Source organism: Paenibacillus paridis (assembly GCF_006345825.1).
GTDB classification, from domain to species: Bacteria; Bacillota; Bacilli; order Paenibacillales; family Paenibacillaceae; genus Pristimantibacillus; species Pristimantibacillus paridis.
In genome coordinates this window covers 1-17,427 of record NZ_VCIX01000078.1, presented here as the reverse complement: position 1 = coordinate 17,427, position 17,427 = coordinate 1, and the positions used below count along the sequence as shown (strand labels likewise).

The 17,427-nt window shown below is 48.9% G+C and carries 11 protein-coding genes; 10 read left to right on the top strand and 1 reads right to left on the bottom strand.

The genetic code is table 11. From position 1 onward, the window contains the following. Positions 1-124 precede the first annotated feature (124 nt). From FJQ58_RS08245 to FJQ58_RS08205, 9 genes are all read left to right on the top strand, one after another. Positions 125-1,807 carry a type 2 periplasmic-binding domain-containing protein gene (locus FJQ58_RS08245; RefSeq protein WP_139992194.1) on the top strand — a complete coding sequence of 561 codons (1,683 nt, stop codon included), beginning with the start codon at positions 125-127 and terminating at the stop codon, positions 1,805-1,807. A gap of 27 nt (positions 1,808-1,834) precedes the next feature. Then, positions 1,835-2,737 (top strand): ABC transporter permease, encoded by a 903-nt coding sequence (locus FJQ58_RS08240; RefSeq protein WP_139992192.1) that lies wholly within the window; start codon positions 1,835-1,837, stop codon positions 2,735-2,737. Positions 2,738-2,752: 15 nt separating this feature from the next. Next, the gene (locus tag FJQ58_RS08235; RefSeq protein WP_139992190.1) at positions 2,753-3,643 is read left to right on the top strand and encodes a carbohydrate ABC transporter permease; all 891 of its coding nucleotides are present in this window, start codon (positions 2,753-2,755) and stop codon (positions 3,641-3,643) included. A 6-nt stretch (positions 3,644-3,649) separates the two neighbouring features. After that, positions 3,650-5,020 carry an MGH1-like glycoside hydrolase domain-containing protein gene (locus FJQ58_RS08230; protein WP_139992188.1) on the top strand — a complete coding sequence of 457 codons (1,371 nt, stop codon included), beginning with the start codon at positions 3,650-3,652 and terminating at the stop codon, positions 5,018-5,020. 757 nt (positions 5,021-5,777) lie between these two features. Continuing rightward, positions 5,778-6,719 (top strand): aldo/keto reductase family protein, encoded by a 942-nt coding sequence (locus FJQ58_RS08225; protein WP_139992186.1) that lies wholly within the window; start codon positions 5,778-5,780, stop codon positions 6,717-6,719. 15 nt (positions 6,720-6,734) lie between these two features. Then, entirely contained in the window at positions 6,735-7,592 is an 858-nt protein-coding gene (locus FJQ58_RS08220) for an NAD-dependent epimerase/dehydratase family protein (RefSeq protein ID WP_139992184.1), read from the top strand. A gap of 241 nt (positions 7,593-7,833) precedes the next feature. Then, positions 7,834-10,998, top strand: a complete 3,165-nt coding sequence (locus FJQ58_RS08215) for an alpha-mannosidase (protein ID WP_162341383.1) — start codon at positions 7,834-7,836, stop codon at positions 10,996-10,998. 172 nt (positions 10,999-11,170) lie between these two features. After that, complete coding sequence (locus tag FJQ58_RS08210) at positions 11,171-11,617, top strand: OsmC family protein (protein ID WP_139992180.1); 447 nt, start codon at positions 11,171-11,173, stop codon at positions 11,615-11,617. Between the two features lie 220 nt (positions 11,618-11,837). After that, the gene (locus FJQ58_RS08205) at positions 11,838-12,044 is read left to right on the top strand and encodes a hypothetical protein (RefSeq protein WP_139992178.1); all 207 of its coding nucleotides are present in this window, start codon (positions 11,838-11,840) and stop codon (positions 12,042-12,044) included. Positions 12,045-12,047: 3 nt separating this feature from the next. On the opposite strand, the gene FJQ58_RS08200 is transcribed toward FJQ58_RS08205, so the two are convergent. Further along, positions 12,048-12,527 carry a hypothetical protein gene (locus FJQ58_RS08200; protein ID WP_139992176.1) on the bottom strand — a complete coding sequence of 160 codons (480 nt, stop codon included), beginning with the start codon at positions 12,525-12,527 and terminating at the stop codon, positions 12,048-12,050. A gap of 1,121 nt (positions 12,528-13,648) precedes the next feature. Here FJQ58_RS08200 and FJQ58_RS08195 point away from each other — a divergent pair. Next, positions 13,649-16,744: a hybrid sensor histidine kinase/response regulator gene (locus FJQ58_RS08195; RefSeq protein WP_238403903.1), complete on the top strand. Its 3,096-nt coding sequence runs from the start codon at positions 13,649-13,651 to the stop codon at positions 16,742-16,744. Positions 16,745-17,427 lie beyond the last annotated feature (683 nt).

The window sequence follows — 17,427 nt, the reverse complement described above, 5'->3', positions numbered from 1 at the left end:
ATTATGAAACCGCTAACATCGATAATGAAAACGACATAGACGCAACGAAAATGCCATTTTATTCGAATTCCCGGTTGACTACAATGAAGGGGCAAGCACATCTTTTACAAGGGGGATTCATCTTATGAAACGGCAAACGGCTACACTGATGGCCATTCTGCTTTGCACCGTGCTGATTCTGTCAGCATGCAGCGGCAAGAACACAAACAATGGCGGCAGCGCTCCGCAAGCGGGAGAAGAAACGCCAGGGAATACAGTTGCGGCGGGTACGGTGAACGAGTTTGGCTGGGAGCTTCCGGCTAAAACAACGAAGATTCACTTCTATCAGGCTGACCAGGGCAATCCCGATAAAATAAATAAAAAACAAGCAGCCTTTCATACCTATTTGCTGGACAAGTTTAACGTTGATATTACGAGAAGCTCCTTGGACGTAGATCCGAAGGAAAAGCTGAATTTGATGCTCGTATCCGGCGATTATCCGGAAGTCATCGCAGCCATGGACGATTCCGCGATTTCGCAGTGGAAGGCTCAAGGCAAAATCATGGATTTAGCTCCGCTCGTGGATCAATATGGACCCAATATCAAAAAAGAGCTAGGCGCGCGTTATGAGTCCTACCTCGATGAAGACGGCAAGCTGTGGGGCATTCCACGCGGCTGGGGCTATCTGCCGATTCCGGACTTTACGGCCCATATCCGCTGGGATTGGTACCAGGAGCTAGGCGCTCCAGCCATTGAAACGCCTGAGGATTACTACAACGTGCTTAAGCAGATGGTGGCAAAGCATCCGACTAACGCCAACGGCGAGAAAACGTACGCGCTGTCTTGGAATTCCGATGTGAACATCAACAATGCGCTCGGCTTCTGGGGATTGAAGGACGGCTACAAAGAGGATGCCGATCATAATTTGACCCACTGGCTGAATACGGAGGAAGGCAAGCAAGCGGTTCTGTATTACAACCGATTTTTCCTTGACGGCATGATGGACCCGGATGCGTTCGTCAATAAGTTCGACGATTGGAGAATTAAATTTTCAAGCGAAAGAATTGCGGGGCATATCGGTCCTTGGTGGCAGTCATGGAATGCCGGCCATGAGGTATGGCTCAAAACGGATGCCGATTACAAAGAGGACAAGCGTTACGTACAGATCGCTTTTAAAGCGCAGGGCGCGGAGAAGGCTTACCTGTCGCCGAAGGACACGCACGGGTGGAACTACACGATATTGACGGACAAAGCGCAATCGCCGGAAGAAATCATTAAATTCCTTGATTTTATGATGACGCCAATGGGCACGCGCTTGCTTGGCTGGGGAATTCCCAATATCGAGGATTCCTACTGGAACTATGAAGAGGGCGGCAAATGGTCGTTCAACGAAACGACGAAGCAGGCGCTTCTTGACGGCAAACTGGACTTTGAGAAAACGGAAGCCGCCAACGGCAGCAACTCGTTCTGGCTCGCTTATCCTCAGGGACTGCTCAGCGACGACCAGAAGAGCACGGCTTGGTATGACCAGAACTTCATTCAAGATGACAAATGGAAAAAGCTTATGCATGAAAATGTAGGCGACACCATCTACGACAGCACAGAGCGCCGCGTGAGCTTTATGAATGATAATCCGCTTACGATTAAAAACCAGCAAATCGAAGAGCTGATCAAAACCGGCTTTGCGAAGGCAGTCATGTCCAAGACTGAAGCGGAAGCAATCAAAAACTTCGACGAGCTGCGGGAAAAATCGATCAAAATCGGCCTTGCTGATATCGAGAAATACCGTACGGAGCAATTTAAAAAGAACATTGCTTTGCTGAAATAAACCGGAGAGCGGGAGGGAAGCCGAATCATGAACTACCTTAGACGCTTTTCCAGAGAGAGACAAATTTGGCTGCTTAGCTTACCGATTATCCTGTGGGTGCTGCTCTTTGCTTATTTTCCCATGTACGGCTTAATCATTGCCTTTCAAAATTATATTCCCGGCCAGACGCTGTTTGGCAATTGGGTCGGCTTCGACAATTTTATCCGCTTCTTCCAAGAGCCTGATTTCTGGATGATTATGCGCAATACAATCGTCATTAGCTTGCTGAACCTTTGTATCGGTTTCCCGGCGCCGATTATTCTGGCCTTGCTATTAAATGAGGTTAAGAACCGCGCGTTTAAGAAAACGATACAATCGTTGTCCTACATTCCTTATTTCATTTCTTGGGTTGTTGTAGCCAGCATTCTGTTTACGCTGCTTGGCAGCGATGGCATCATCAACGATCTGCTGCAGCGCATGGGCTTCATTCAGGAGCCTATCCTGTTTCTCGGAGAAGGAAAATATTTTTGGGCGATTATTACCTCAGGCAACCTGTGGAAGGAAATTGGTTTTAGCTCCATTATCTATTTATCCGCAATAGCGGGAATTGATCGCGAGCAATATGAAGCGGGAAGAGTCGATGGGCTGGGACGCTTCGGTCTCATATGGCATATTACCTTGCCAGGGATACGGGCGACAATCGTCCTGCTGTTCATTCTGGCGCTCGGCGGCATCCTGAATGCAGGCTTCGAGCAGCAATTGCTTCTGGGTAGCCCAACGACCCGAGATTATCATGAGGTCATTGATACGTATGTCTACCGTTTCGGCGTGCAGCTGGGCAATTACTCCTACGGTACGGCAGTCGGGTTAATGAAGAGCTTAATCGGGCTTACGCTGGTGGTGCTCGCGAACCGGCTGTCGAAACGATTGATGCAAACCTCGATATTCTAGAAAGGAGCCTACAGGATGAACACACGAACTAAACCGGCATCTGAACGCGTTTTTGATGTCTTGAATATTACCGTCTTGCTATTATTTGGCGCAATGGTCGCCTATCCCTTTCTGAATTTGCTGGCCCTTTCCTTGAATGATGGAGCAGATGCCGCGCGGGGCGGAATCTATATTTTTCCAAGGAAGTTTTCACTGGATGCCTATGTTCTGCTGTCGCAAAACCATAAGCTGCTTGAAGGCTTCGGCTGGTCGGTGCTGCGCGTAATTGTGGGGACGTCCACCGCTTTGTTCGTGACGGGACTGCTTGCTTATATCGTAAGCATCCGGCATTTCTCCGGGCGCAAGTTTATGCGCATCCTGTTCCTCGTTACCATGTATTTCAACGGAGGGCTTATCCCGGTTTACCTGCTGATGGTTAAGCTTGGGCTGACAGACTCCTTTAACGTGTACTGGATTCCTACGCTGATCAGCGCTTATTTCATGCTGCTTATGGCCTCTTATATTTCGGAGCTGCCGGAAGCGCTGTTCGAATCGGCGAGACTGGACGGTGCAACGGAAATTACGATTTATATTAGACTCGTGATTCCGATGTCGCTCCCCGTGTTCGCCGCCGTATTCATTTATGCCGCGGTGGGGCATTGGAATTCATGGTTCGATGTCATTCTGTATAATTCCAGCGGGCATTTCGATACCTTGCAGGTGTACTTGCGGCGTTTGCTTCTGGAGGTTGAAGCTTCCCAGCAAATTATGGACCAGCAATTGATCTACCAGAAATTCAACAGCTTATCTCCGCTAACGCTGCGAGCAGCGACGACGATTTTGGTAACGGTACCGATTCTGCTTGTCTATCCGTTCCTGCAAAAATACTTTATTGGGGGCCTGACGATCGGCTCTGTGAAAGGATAATCGGTGATGAAGATGGCCTCAAACAATTTAATGTTCCGCTCAGATGACGAGGCGCTGAACCAAGGATTTGAGTGGGCGAAGGGACAGGCGCTGGCTTACGCCCATGACGGGAGCGATCCCGTCGGCCTTTGGTATGAAGGGGCTTTGCCCGGGAGAGAAGCGTTTTGCATGCGGGATATTTCCCATCAAAGCATGGGCGCTTCCGTGCTTGGCTTGCAAGCACATACCCGCAATATGATGCAGCGATTTGCCGAGAATATCAGCAGGGGCAAAGATTACTGCACTTACTGGGAGATTACAGGCGATAACGAGCCCGCGCCGGTGGACTACGAGAATGACGAGGACTTCTGGTACAATCTCCCTGCCAACTTTGATGTGATTGAAGCCTGCTACCGGCAATATTTGTGGACGGGTGACCGTTCCTATTTGGAAGATCCGGTTCTGCAAAACTTCTATCGCTTGTCGGTAACGGAATACGTGAAGACATGGGACAAAGACGGCGACGGCATTCCGGAATACTACCCTTCCTATGGAAGAAGAGGGCTTGCCAGCTACAACGAGGCTGGGGATTATCCCAAGATTGGAGCCGATTTGGTTGCGGTTATGATCGCGGGCTATCAAGCCTATGCCGAATTGGAAAAAAAGCTGGGGAACAAAGAGCTTTATGCTGAATACTCGGCGAAATCGGCACATCTCCGCCAGCAACTTGAGCAGCAGTGGTGGGATAAGGAAGGCGGTTGCTTCTTCGTCGCCTTGGGACATGACGGTGGCTTCCTCGCGGCAGAGTCCGGTGAGGGCCAATTTCTGCCACTCTATTACGAAGCGATTGCAGATAGAGAGAAGCGGGAGGGTGCGCTGCGCGAGATGCATAAGCAAGGCGTTTCCAACGTGGAGGGCATGTCTTATTTGCCGGAGACGTATTACCGATGCGGCGAAGACGGCGAGGGCTTGCGCAGCCTGAAGGCGTTGATGGACCCTGCGCTCGATCGTCGCGAATATCCCGAAGTATCCTATTCTGCAGTCGGGGCGGTCGTTTCCGAGCTGATGGGCATCTCGGCAGATGGCGGCAATGCAGTAACTACGGTGTCGCGCTTAACGGAGGAAGTGAGCTGGGCGGAAATTTCTGAAGTTTCCGTGCTCGGAAGAACAGTGAGCGTGAAGCATACAGGCAGAACGTCTACGGCGTTTACCAGCCTATCCGGCGAAGCGCTTGTATGGCGAGCGGTGTTCTATAAGGCGGTGGAAGCTCCGGTTCAGCTGCATCATAATGGTGAAGTGATCGAAAGTGCCAGCGCCTATGATAAGCTTGGCCGTCCTTATGCGTATGCGGAGATTGCGGTTGCGCCTGGAGAGACGCATATCGTCTCCATCGCTTAAGTTTGGGAGTAATCTATTGGGGTAAGGAATAGGATTCTAACTTGTTCAAGGAAAGCATGCAGTGCAGCCGATAATCGGCCGCTGCATGCTTTTCTGCTATAAGAGCTTACTTAGGATACTAATGAGAGAAGTAGCTCTCTTCCGTTTTACGGAGCAGCATAGGCCGGTAGTTATGATTTAGATGGAATTGCTCCCGCTAAAATGGCGTTATTCGTGAGGGGAATGAAATAACAGGAAATCTTCCCGTTAATTCAGACGCTTCGCGTCATTCTAGTTGTAGTTATTAGAAATATAGGGATAAATTCCATCTAAATTGTTCAAAAAGCCAAAATTCCGCTAAATAGCGGGAGAAAATCCTTCTAAATCAAACGGAGAGAAGTCATCGACTACGAGGATGAACGATCATGCTGCAGGTTTAAACGACGGGGGAGTATAGAAAAAAGAAGATTAACGAAGTTAATAATCTTCAACTGAAACGATGCGTTCGCATTCTACCCGGAGAGTAGCTCTTTCGTGCACGCATTCCGTACCGCAAGTAGCTCCCAGTGCACGATGGGGCGATACTTGTTGGCAGTCAACCACAGCTGATGAAATCGCCTGTAAGGTAGTTACCTTAGGTATAGTAGATATAGGTTATATAATATAGTGACTTATTTTTCACTACTTACATCTTGATACGATCTTCTCTAGAATAGAGAGGGAAGTGCTAGAAAGCCTTTTCATTGTTTATACACCATTCTGGAGGAGATGAGTAGAGATGCAATTTCGTCATTTAGGAAAGAGCGGGTTGAAGGTTAGCGAGATCAGTCTCGGAAGCTGGTTGACATATGGAGGTTACGTCGAACGCGAAAATGCGGTAAAGGCGATACAAACGGCTTATGGGCTGGGCATCAATTTCTATGATACGGCCAACGTGTACGAGCGGGGCGAGGCGGAGAAGCTGATGGGTGAAGCGCTTCGTGCTTTTCCAAGGGAATCTTATGTGCTGGCGACTAAGGTGTTTGGCCAGATGGGCGACGGTCCCAATGACCGGGGCTTGTCCCGCAAGCATATTATGGAGCAGTGCCATGCCAGCTTAAAGCGGCTAGGGGCGGATTATGTGGATCTGTATTATTGCCACCGCCATGATCCGAGCACGCCGATGGAGGAGACGCTGCGGGCGCTCGACGATTTGGTTCGTCAAGGCAAAGTGTTGTATATCGGCGTCAGCGAATGGACAACGGCCCAAATGGTGGAGGCGCATGCGATTGCGGATCGTTATTTGCTAGACCGCATCGTAGTCAATCAACCGATTTATAATATGTTCAACCGTTATATCGAGAAGGAAGTCATTCCTTACGGAGAGCGCGGCGGCATCGGACAAGTCGTATTCTCTCCTCTTGCGCAGGGGCTGCTGACCGGAAAGTATAGTTCAGTGAACGAACTGCCTGCAGACAGCCGTGCTGCCAAGCTTGACGGCATGCGGAAAAACGTGACCGAGGAGAAAATAGAGAAGGTTCGCGAGCTGGGCAAAGTAGCGTCCGAGCTTGAGCTAACGGTCGGCCAATTGGCGCTCGCCTGGATTTTGCGGCAGCCGAATGTGTCGAGCGCGCTGGTCGGCGCGAGCCGCCCCGAGCAGGTGGAGGAAAATGCGAAGGCTTCGGGCATCGTCCTCAGTCCGGATGTGACCAGTCGGATTGAACAAATTTTAGAAGCGTAAGAAGGAGGAAGCGAAGTGCCAAAGGTAGTCGTTACAGGCGGAAGCGGGATGCTGGGCAGATGGGTAGTCAAGCATTTTGTCGAGCAAGGGTATGAGGTCGTCAACGCGGATGTTAAGCATCCGGCAGAGCCGCTGTGCCGTACGGTCATTGTCGATTTGAACCAGCTTGGCGAAGTATACGGCGTATTGGCTGGGGCGGATGCCGTCGTGCATTTGGCAGCCATTCCCGTTGCCTATTCGCATCCAAACGAGGTTACGTTTCAAAATAATGTCATGTCTACCTACAATGTTCTGGAGGCAGCGGCGGGACTCGGCATTCGAAAGGCGGTGATCGCCTCGAGCGAATCCTCCTATGGGCTGGTGTTTGCGCGGGAGCGGATCGGACCGCAGTATGTGCCGGTAGATGAAGCCCATCCGCAAGTGCCGGAGGACAGCTATGGCTTATCAAAGATTGTGAATGAGCAGACAGCGGATATGATGAATCGCAGAACGGGCATGCAGGTCGTTTCATTCCGTCTAGGCAATGTCATCGCACCCGATGCCTATGAGCGGTTTCCGTCTTTCGTTCATGATCCGGAGCAGCGCGAGCGCATCTTGTGGAGCTATATCGATACACGGGATGCGGCAGAGGCTTGCCGCCTGGCGGTAGAAGCCGAGGGACTCGGAAGCGTCGCGCTCAATATAGCGGCGGATGATTCCAGCATGGCGGTAACCAGCCGTGAGCTGATGGCCGCGAGGTTTCCGGAGGTCCGTGACTTCCGCACGGCGCTGACGGAGCATGAATCGCTGCTCAGCAACGAGAAGGCCAAGCGGCTGCTGAATTGGCAGCCGAAGTACGCCTGGCGCGATCACGTCAAAGGCTGGGAGAAATAGCGCTTCTTTTCATAGCGATGCGGAAAAGTCTTGCCTTCGGGCAAGGCTTTTTTATGTTTTACACAATAAAGAAGCTTTATATTTCTGAGAGAAATGGATCGCCTCCTTGTGTAGAAGAGGGCGATTGCCGTTTCACCGGGTTATCCGCCAATTCTCCCTTTGAAAGTTTGCTTTCGTCCCGTAGAAGGCGAGCAGGGTGCGCTCTATAATGGACGTATTCCAAAATAAGGAGCTATTGCCCATGATTCATGCAAAGCATAGAGGGAAGACGCTCGGCAAAATAAAGAAGCTGGACGAGGTTTACACCTCGCTGATTTTCCAAAAAGTAGGGGAGGTCGCGGTTGATTTCTTCGAAACTGAGGAGCATCGCTATCAGGTTCCCGGCAGCAATGAGGAATGGCAGCAGGCACAGGCCGGTCAGGCTTGGGGAAAAGAATGGGGCTCTGCCTGGTTTAAAGGACAATATAGCATTCCGGAAGCGCTGCATGGACAGAAGCTGTACATTCGAGCGCAAACCGATGGCGTAGAAACGTTTTTCTGGATAGATGGCAAGCCGAAGGGCATCTTCACTCATAAGCATGAGGCGGCAAACCGAGGGGATCATCATACGCTGCTCTTAACGGAGGAAGCGCAGCCAGGCACGGTGGTAGAGCTTGCCTTCGAGGCTTATGCCGGGCATCCGTGCGTGGGTACGCAGCCGTATCAGCTTAGCGAAGGGAATTTCTCGGGAGCCCAGCGCTATGACCGGATATTCCGCTCCATCGATGTGATGGTTTGCCGCGAGGATGTCCATGAGTTTGTATTTGACCTTCGCACGCTCCAGCAAATTGCGGGAGCAGGAGCGGTCGATCCGTTCCGGAGGGCGAAGATTGAAAGTGCGCTGCTTGATTTGTTTCCGCTGCTTGTACAATCGCCGGATGAGGTGACGGAGGAGCAGTGGCGCCGTCCGCTTGCGCATGCCATAGCAATCATGAAGCCGCTGCTGGGCAAAAAAACGAGCGCATCCGCGCCGACGACGGGGATTATCGGCCATTCTCATATGGATACAGCATGGCTATGGACACGTGATGAGACGATCCGCAAATGCGCGCGCACCTATGCAAATGTGCTAAGCCTTATGGAACAATATCCGGAATATACGTTCATCCAAAGCTCTGCCTTCCATGCAGAGCTGATGCGCAGGCATTACCCGGATATTTTTGAAGGGATGAAACGTCGGATCGCAGAGGGGCGCTGGGAAATTAACGGTGGCGTCTGGATTGAATGCGACTGCAATCTGGTATCCGGCGAGTCGCTCATCCGGCAGTTTCTGGTCGGTCAGCGTTATACGAGAGAGCATTTTGACTACACGGCCGATATTTTTTGGCTGCCGGATACCTTCGGCTACAGCGCAGCAATTCCGCAAATTATGGCTGGCACAAAGGTTCGTTATTTCCTGACGACCAAGCTGTCATGGAATGATACGAATCATTTTCCTTATGACACGTTTTATTGGCAAGGCTTAGATGGCACGAAGGTGCTGACTCATTTCAATACCATCCATTGCTGGCCAGACGCGGAGACGCTCATTGACCGGGTGTATGCTCCGCATAATGCCATTGCGCACAAGCAGGTGAACGATAGCCGGCTTGTCTCGTACGGCTTCGGTGACGGAGGAGGCGGGCCTCAGTACGAAATGCTGGAAATGGCAAGGCGCGCTGCCGATTTGGAGGGTGTACCTAAGGCTGCGCATACGACGGCAAGCCGGTTTATGCAGCAGTTGGAGACAGAGGCGGTCAAGCCGCCGCTGCACGTAGGCGAGCTTTATTTCGAGGGGCACCGCGGAACGCTGACGCAGATGCATCAGATCAAACGCAATAATCGTAAAGCCGAGCTTGCGCTTCGTGATCTGGAAATGTTCGAAAGCCTAGCTGTGGCAAACGGGTATCAGCCTGACCGCAAAAGGTTGACGGCGTTATATGAGCTGCTGCTCATTAACCAGTTCCATGATATTTTGCCAGGGACCTCGATTCCGGAGGTGCATGACCGTGCTATTCGAGAGGTTGCCGAAGTGATCACCGAGGCGGAAGCGGAAACGGCGGCGCTTATAGCAGCCATGTCGGATGGCGAGGACACTGCCATTACCGTATGGAACACGCTTAGCTGGGAGCGGAGCGATGTCATCGCTCTCGAAGGCATAAAGCCGGGCGTATTTCCAGCGAATGAATCGCTTGCGAGCCAGCGGGTCACGGATGCATTTGGGCATGACAAGCTGCTAATCGGCGGAGCAATCATACCAGGCTTGGGCTCGGCAGTCATTCCGTTAACGCGGCAGTCCCGTACGGCGGCCCTATCACCATTCCGCTACGATGCGGAAGCCGATACACTGGATACGCCTCATTCTATTGTCCGTTTTGACAAGCATGGCTATATCGCATCTTTTTATGATAAAGCAGCGAACCGGGAGCTTCGGGGCTCCGGCCATCCGCTTAATGCCTTTCTTATGGGCGAGGACCTGCCAGGGGCGTGGGACAACTGGGATATTGACCGGGATATATTTGGCAAGCTGGAGCTTCAGACCAGGCTCGCTGCCCGTGACATCTGCTCCGACGGTCCGCTGCAATTCCGCATAAGCAGCGAATATCACATTGGAAGACAGTCCTCGCTTACCCAGCATATGATTTTTCATGCGGATACGGCGAAGGTAGACTTTGAGACCGTTATTGATTGGAAAGAGCGGCACCAGCTATTAAAGGTGGGCTTTGACGTTGCAGTGCTTGCCCATCATGCCCGGCACGAGGTGCAGTATGGTCACGTTGACCGTCCGACGCATACGAATACGCCATACGATCAAGGGATGTTCGAGGTATGCGCCCACAAGTGGACAGACTTATCGGAAAATCGGTACGGCGTTGCTTTGCTGAACGATTGCAAATACGGCATTTCGGTACAGGGCTCCGATCTGCGTTTGTCCCTGCATAAAGGAGGCACTCATCCCGATCCGCGTGGCGATGCCGGCATTCATCATGTGACCTATTCGCTGCTGCCCCATGCCGCAGGGTTTAGCGCGGAATCAGTCATACGCCCGGCATATGAGTTAAACGTGCCGGTGCTTGCTGCGAAGGGGCAAGGCTTAGGCCACGGTGATTCGTTCCTTTCCATTGATGCAACCAATGTCATGATCGAAGCCGTGAAGCCGGCCGAGGATGGTGAAGCGTACATTGTTCGGCTCTATGAAGCAGAGCGCTCCGCGATAAAGGGGGCCAAGCTAACCTTCGGCCAGACTCCTGCCCGCGTTTTTGCCGCTAATATGCTTGAAGAAGAGCTGGTCGAGCTGCCGTTAATAGGGAGTCTTGTTTCGCTGGACTTCGGGGCATTTGAGATTAAAACGTTAAAAATAGTAGTTAATTCAGGGGATAAGAAATAAGGGGTTTAGCTTAGTGTCATGACTCTTTCACTGCTAGGAATATTCTGCCAAAATAAATTGACAGTCTTCCAAGCCGATTGCTATAATGTTAATTATTCCTAGTATTTAGGTATGAATTAGTTGTTCATTCCTAAATAGGATACATTCAGCTTGAAAAAGGGAGAGTATATACATGGCATCCGTTCAAACCTTTAAGGCAACTGCACAGTTACAAGAGGGATTTAAAGTGAAAACGACAGCCAGACAATTCGAGCTGACCATTGATGAGCCGAAAAGTCTGGGTGGGACGGATACGGGGATGAATCCGGTCGAAGCGCTGTTGGCATCGCTCGGTGCATGCCAATCTATTGTAGCCAGAGCATACGCGACGAAGTTCGAGGTCAAGCTTGACGATTTCCGCGTGGAGGTAGAGGGCGAGCTTGATCTGGACGGCTTCTTCAATCGTTCCGAGGTTCGGCCTGGCTACTCGGATATACGTTATACGTTTTATATTAAGACAGATTCGCCTCAGGAAAAGGTAGAAGCATTTATTGAATTTCTAGAGAGCAAATGCCCGGTTGGCGACACACTGGCTAATCCGGTTAATGTGAAGCTGAATCGTATTGTTATTGAGAACTAATCCTTTAATTAAAGAGTAGACGGAATATTTGAAATGCAGTGCATGATGTGGGAATCTCATCTTGCACTGCATTTTTGCTTTTGAATGAATTTTTTAATCCTTCCGCTTTAAAGCATTCCACCATCAGAAGAATTCGGGGGAAACTAGAAAATACAGGAGTATGTTAAAACTAGGCGTTTTTTGGGTATACATGCTTATAAGAGAAGGGAGCTGTTGAACGATGTTTGATAACGAAGGCAAGCCGCAGGAAATTCCCGATGTGAATCCGGGCAATGAACCGGAAATTACGCCGCCGGACGCACCGGAAATCAGGCCCGATCAACCGATACCGGAGATCGTGCCAGACCGGGAGCCGGAGATTCAGCCGGATGTAATACCTGAGATCAAGCCGGACATCCCGCCTGAAATTCCTCCCAAGCAGTACTAGCGACTATAATGGAACAAGAGTGAAGGCCGGGTTTCTCTTAGGGAGAGACACCGGCCTTTTATTGATAAGATATGACTGCGAGAACCGAATCGCTTCCTCGTGCAGCCATTTTTGGGCAAAGGCATACTGCTCATCATTCAGCTTAAGTGTTAGGAAAAGGGTCAATGCGCTAAGCAGCAGGAGAAAGTGATTGGCTTCCTGCTGCATGCCATCCAGCCGCAGTCTGGCGGAGCCTCGTACACTGTATGGCAGCAGGTATTGCTCCAGCCGCTCACTCGGGTTCATAATCATATGCCGAATATCCAGTAATTTAACGGCTGCTTGATTCCACAGCAGCATATGCTCATCCAGCTTCATTTTAAAAATAATCCTCCAATCCGCTCTCTCAGTTGCCTCTACGGTATCAATAGCCTTTAATGTATCAACAGCATCTACTCCATCAACACGCAGAATAAACTGAAAGCGAGACGATCCTTTCATCATAAGGATAATTGTTCTCATTTACGTCAAAATAGAAATTAAGGTTGTATGGGTGCAAAAAATATAGGGGTGGGATGTAGGGAGAGATAGCTCCTCAAAGAAACGAAAATTACTTTATTTAGTATAGTTTCAAGGGGGGGGTTAATCGTTTTTAGTGTGTTTTTGTGCAAAAATGTAATGACTTATGAGTGGGGTGACTTCAAAGGGGGGAATGCTGAGGAACGAGCTGGCCTCGACAACAAAATCAGTTATTTTTCTGAGGTTTTCTAGAGGTATAGTTGATTTGTTTGTTCAGGTTTATAAAATAGATGGAATTTCTCCCGTTAAAATAGCCTTATTTGCTCGGGTGATGAATTAGCTGGAATTAGTCCTGTTAATTTTGAGGGTACTGCTCGTTTTCGTCTGATTCATGGGGAATAGCGAGAGAAATTCCTTTTAAATGCCCTGAAAATCAATAATTCACAAAAATAACGGGAGGAATTCCAGTTAATCTATTTGTGTTAGGCTCATGGATTATCATAGTGAATATATGCAAAATGATAAATTCCTTGTCAGCTTGAGCGAAGCCAGTAATATTCAATTGAAGCGGAAGGGCATAACTCTTAATTGCATTGTCCATTAGAGCAAATTAAGTTGGTTTATAGTCATGGGAGTTACGTGTTTTTTTGAAGAAATCTAAAGCAAGAGGGTTGCCTAGTCTTATTGGTTAAGGGGTGAGTAAGACGGAATAAGAGGGGGAAATGTGAAGGGAGTGGTCGTAGGTAATCGGAATGCTCAATAAAGGGATATTTCGAGAAATAGCTGGATTGTGCGCAATAAGGAACTGTTATAGAAAGAGGGAAGAAGAAGTTCGGGGTGTGGACGGATACGCAAAAGAAATAGAGATTCAGAGTATGCATAAGAGTTAGAGGTAGCGGGATGAGCTTAACTCTGACAGGAATCGAGTAACAACTATATAGAGGTAACTGGATGAGCTTTACTCTGGCAAGAAGCGAGCAACAAGCCAATAAGTACCGACAAAAGGAAAATCAGCTTGGACTTATGCAACCCAAAAAATGCATCATTTTATAATAAAAGTAAACCATTAAAGAGAATAATGGCAAGGCAAAGGAATAACTTATTATTTGTCGAAAAATAGAGATATGAAAAACTTAAGAAAAGTATTCCTGCTTATGACGATATTTATAGCGGCTTTGACAGGGCTGCGATTGTTTTGGGTTATGGTGGTGACGCCGCCAGACCAGGCTCAGGCTGTACAAGGTCAACTGGATTTGCGACAGTGGGATTTGTCGGCGGATCATGCAATATCTCTGAATGGCGAATGGGATTTTTATCCCCAGCAATTGCTGACCGGAACAGAAAACGCGGATCTCGCAGAAAAGATGATTAAAACGACCATTCAGGTGCCCGGCCGCTGGGACCATTTGATGAAAGATAAGCAGAATCCAAAGTTTGGATATGGATCGTACCGCTTGCGGGTGCTGGTCGATGCGGAAGGCGAGCAAATTTACGGTCTGCGGCTACCGACGATTCCAACCTCATCCAAAGTGTATATTAATGGTCAATTATTGGCCCAATCAGGCGATCCTGGTCCTTCCTTCGGACAGTATCAACCGAGGATCGTTCCTTTCTCAGCCACCTTTGCTTCCAATGAGAAAGAAATTGATATTATCGTACAAGTAGCAAATTTTAACGACCGCATTGCAGGCGGCATCTATTGGCCGATTAAATTTGGAAGTGATCATGCTGTTAATAGGAGCACTTGGTTTTCCGCCGGGCTGCAATTATCGGTATGTCTGCTTTTGCTTGGGCATGCCATCTATTCCATTATTCTCTATTGTATGGGCGTTCGCCAAAAAGCGCTGATCTACTTTTTTCTATTACTTATTTTTGGGATGATTTCAATTCTCATAGATAACAGTTTCCTGTTGCTAGTATGGCTGCCAATCAGCTATGCATGGAATCTTAAGCTGTATTATTTGGTTTATTTGGGGTTGGCGGTTTGTCTATTTCATTACGCCAAACATCTGCTGTCGGATTACAAATCTTTTTGGGGACTGCGAACGTATTCGACCTTATGCATCATCTATGCGGCAGCCGTGATTGTTTTGCCGGTTTCCTGGCTGGCGTATACGGATATCATTCATGCCGCCCTGGTGCTGATCCCGTTTCTAGCCGTTCCTGTGCTCTCCCTATTATCCGCGGCAAGAGGCGACCGGGACGTTATATTTATTTTGCTTGGATTAAGCGGCATTATGGTTAATATCTTGTGGGGAGTGGTTAAAAATACGGGCTGGATGGAGATGGATTATTATCCTTTTGACATGATGGCCTCGTTTATCGCATTTGCCTCCTATTGGTTCAGTCGTTATATGCGCAATTCTGCCGAAACGAAGCAGTTAGCGAAGAAGCTGATTGAAGAAGATAAGCTCAAGGATCAATTTTTGGTTCAGACCTCCCATGAGCTTAGAAATCCTCTTCATGGCATGCTAAGCCTTGCACAGACTGTACTAGACACAGAAGGCAAAGTGGATGATGCCAAAAACCGGGAGCAAATACAGCTGCTTGTATCGGTGGGCAAACGCATGTCATTTCTGTTAAATGATTTGCTGGACATTAACCGTCTGAGAGAGAAACGAATTCACCTAAAGCTGACCAACGTACAGGTGCAGGCCACCGTTTCCGGCGTGCTTGGCATGATTGATTATATGATCAAAGGCAAGCCTGTTCAGCTCGTGAACCGCATTCCCGATTCATTTCCGCCTGTGAGAGCGGATGAAGACCGGCTAGTACAAATATTGTTTAATTTGCTGCATAATGCCGCGAAGTTTACGAATGAAGGGACAATTATCATCGATGCCTATGTGCAGAAAGGGAAAGCGGTGATTAGCGTTGCGGATACCGGAATCGGGATTTCCGAGCAGCTTCAGCAAATGATATTTGACCCCTATGAGCAAGGCGATGCGGGGGATGCTGTGAACGTTAACGGACTTGGGCTCGGACTCAGTATTTCGAAGCAGTTGGTAGAGCTTCATGAAGGGGAATTATCAGTCAGTGCTGTTCCAGGTCAAGGCTCGGTATTTTCCTTTACGCTGCCGCAAGGCGAGATGACGCTTCAATCTGAGCCCTCGGCCTATGCAAACGCATGGGCTGGAGCTGCATTGGAGTCAGCGGCAGCTAATGCCAAGTCTAATGTCCTCCCTATGGACAAGCCAAGCCTTGATTTGGTTGCCGAGAGGCCGAGAATTTTAGCCGTGGATGATGATTCGATTAATTTGGACATTTTGGTAAGCGTACTTTCCTTAGACCAGTATGATATTGTGACGGCTACCAGCGGAGCAGAAGCGGTCGCTATGCTAACGACAAGGGAATGGGATCTCGTAATTGCGGACGTGATGATGCCGCAGATGTCTGGCTATGAATTATCGTACGCCATTCGAGAGCGGTTTACGTTGTCGGAGCTGCCGATTCTGCTCTTGACCGCACGCAGCAGAGCAGAGGATATCGATACTGGATTTAAGGCAGGAGCTAACGATTATTTAACGAAGCCGGTCGATGTTCAAGAGCTGAAATCAAGGGTCCGTGCCCTAACAGATAGCAAAAAATCGTTCCGCGAACGGCTGCGGGTAGAAGCGGCATGGCTGCAAGCGCAAATACAGCCGCATTTTTTGTTTAATACGCTGAATTCGATCTCTGCACTTAGTGAAATTGATATTATCAAAATGAGATCGCTGCTTGATGTGTTTGGCAAATATTTGCGCGCTAGCTTTAGTTCTCGCAATCTGGAGCGTTTCGTTTCGCTTAGGCATGAGCTTGGACTTGTACACTCGTACCTTCATATTGAGAAAGCGCGTTTCGAGGAACGAATTCAAATCATATGGGAGGCAGATGAGGATCTACAGCTGGATATCCCGCCGCTCTCGATCCAGCCGCTCGTAGAAAATGCGATAAAGCATGGCATCTTAGCACGGGCGGAAGGCGGCACCATTCGGATTCGCGTGATCGACTATGAAGGTTTTGCCGAAATCACCATTGAAGATGATGGTGTCGGCATGGACGCGGACCAGCTGCGGCAATTGCTCGAAGGTCAGCCCAAAGAGGGTCATGGCATTGGTCTTCGCAATACAGATCGCCGTTTGAAGCAGCTGTACGGCCAGGGCTTGCAAATCCGAAGTGAGCCAGGCAAGGGAACTGCGATTTCGTTTATCGTAAAAAAGTAAAATGATGCTTCAAAGCCCGCTGAGGATTGCTCCTTCAGCGGGCTTCTTGCCGATTAGTCACCAATTAGGATTAACCAATATCGCTTGTCGATGGGCGTGATGCCGCTCTCGGTATTGGATAGGGGTGATGCCATATTTTCGTTTGAATATCCGATGCAGGTTGTTTATTAAATTATTGGGAGGGGAGGTTTCTTTTTGAGAGGTTTCTCTCGACAAACAGCCTTCTTCCGTAGATTTGGCGCTCCCTCGATAGAATAGATCTGCTTTTTAGATCTATTTCCTCCAAATGGGCTATTTCTGATGAAATAGGTCTACTTTTTAGACCTATTACTCAGCAAAACAGCCTTTTTCCGCCAATTTGGGGCTCTCTCGATAGAATAGATCTGCTTTTTAGATCTATTTCCTCTAAATGGGCTATATCTGATGAAATAGGTCTACTTTTTAGACCTATTACTCAAAAAAACAGCCTTCTACCGCCGATTTGGGCTGAGTCCATATAATTGTGTAAAATGATGACTTCATAAAAAGTAAGCCATGAAGTAAATACTCATCTAGAAGAGTTACCCAGACCATTCCAGAGGGGAGTATTTAAACATGGCTCAATATCAGGTTACACTAGATCACCAATTATTAAACCAGCTGTTTATCGGAGAATCTCGAGATGCGAGTGTCGCTGCTTTGCT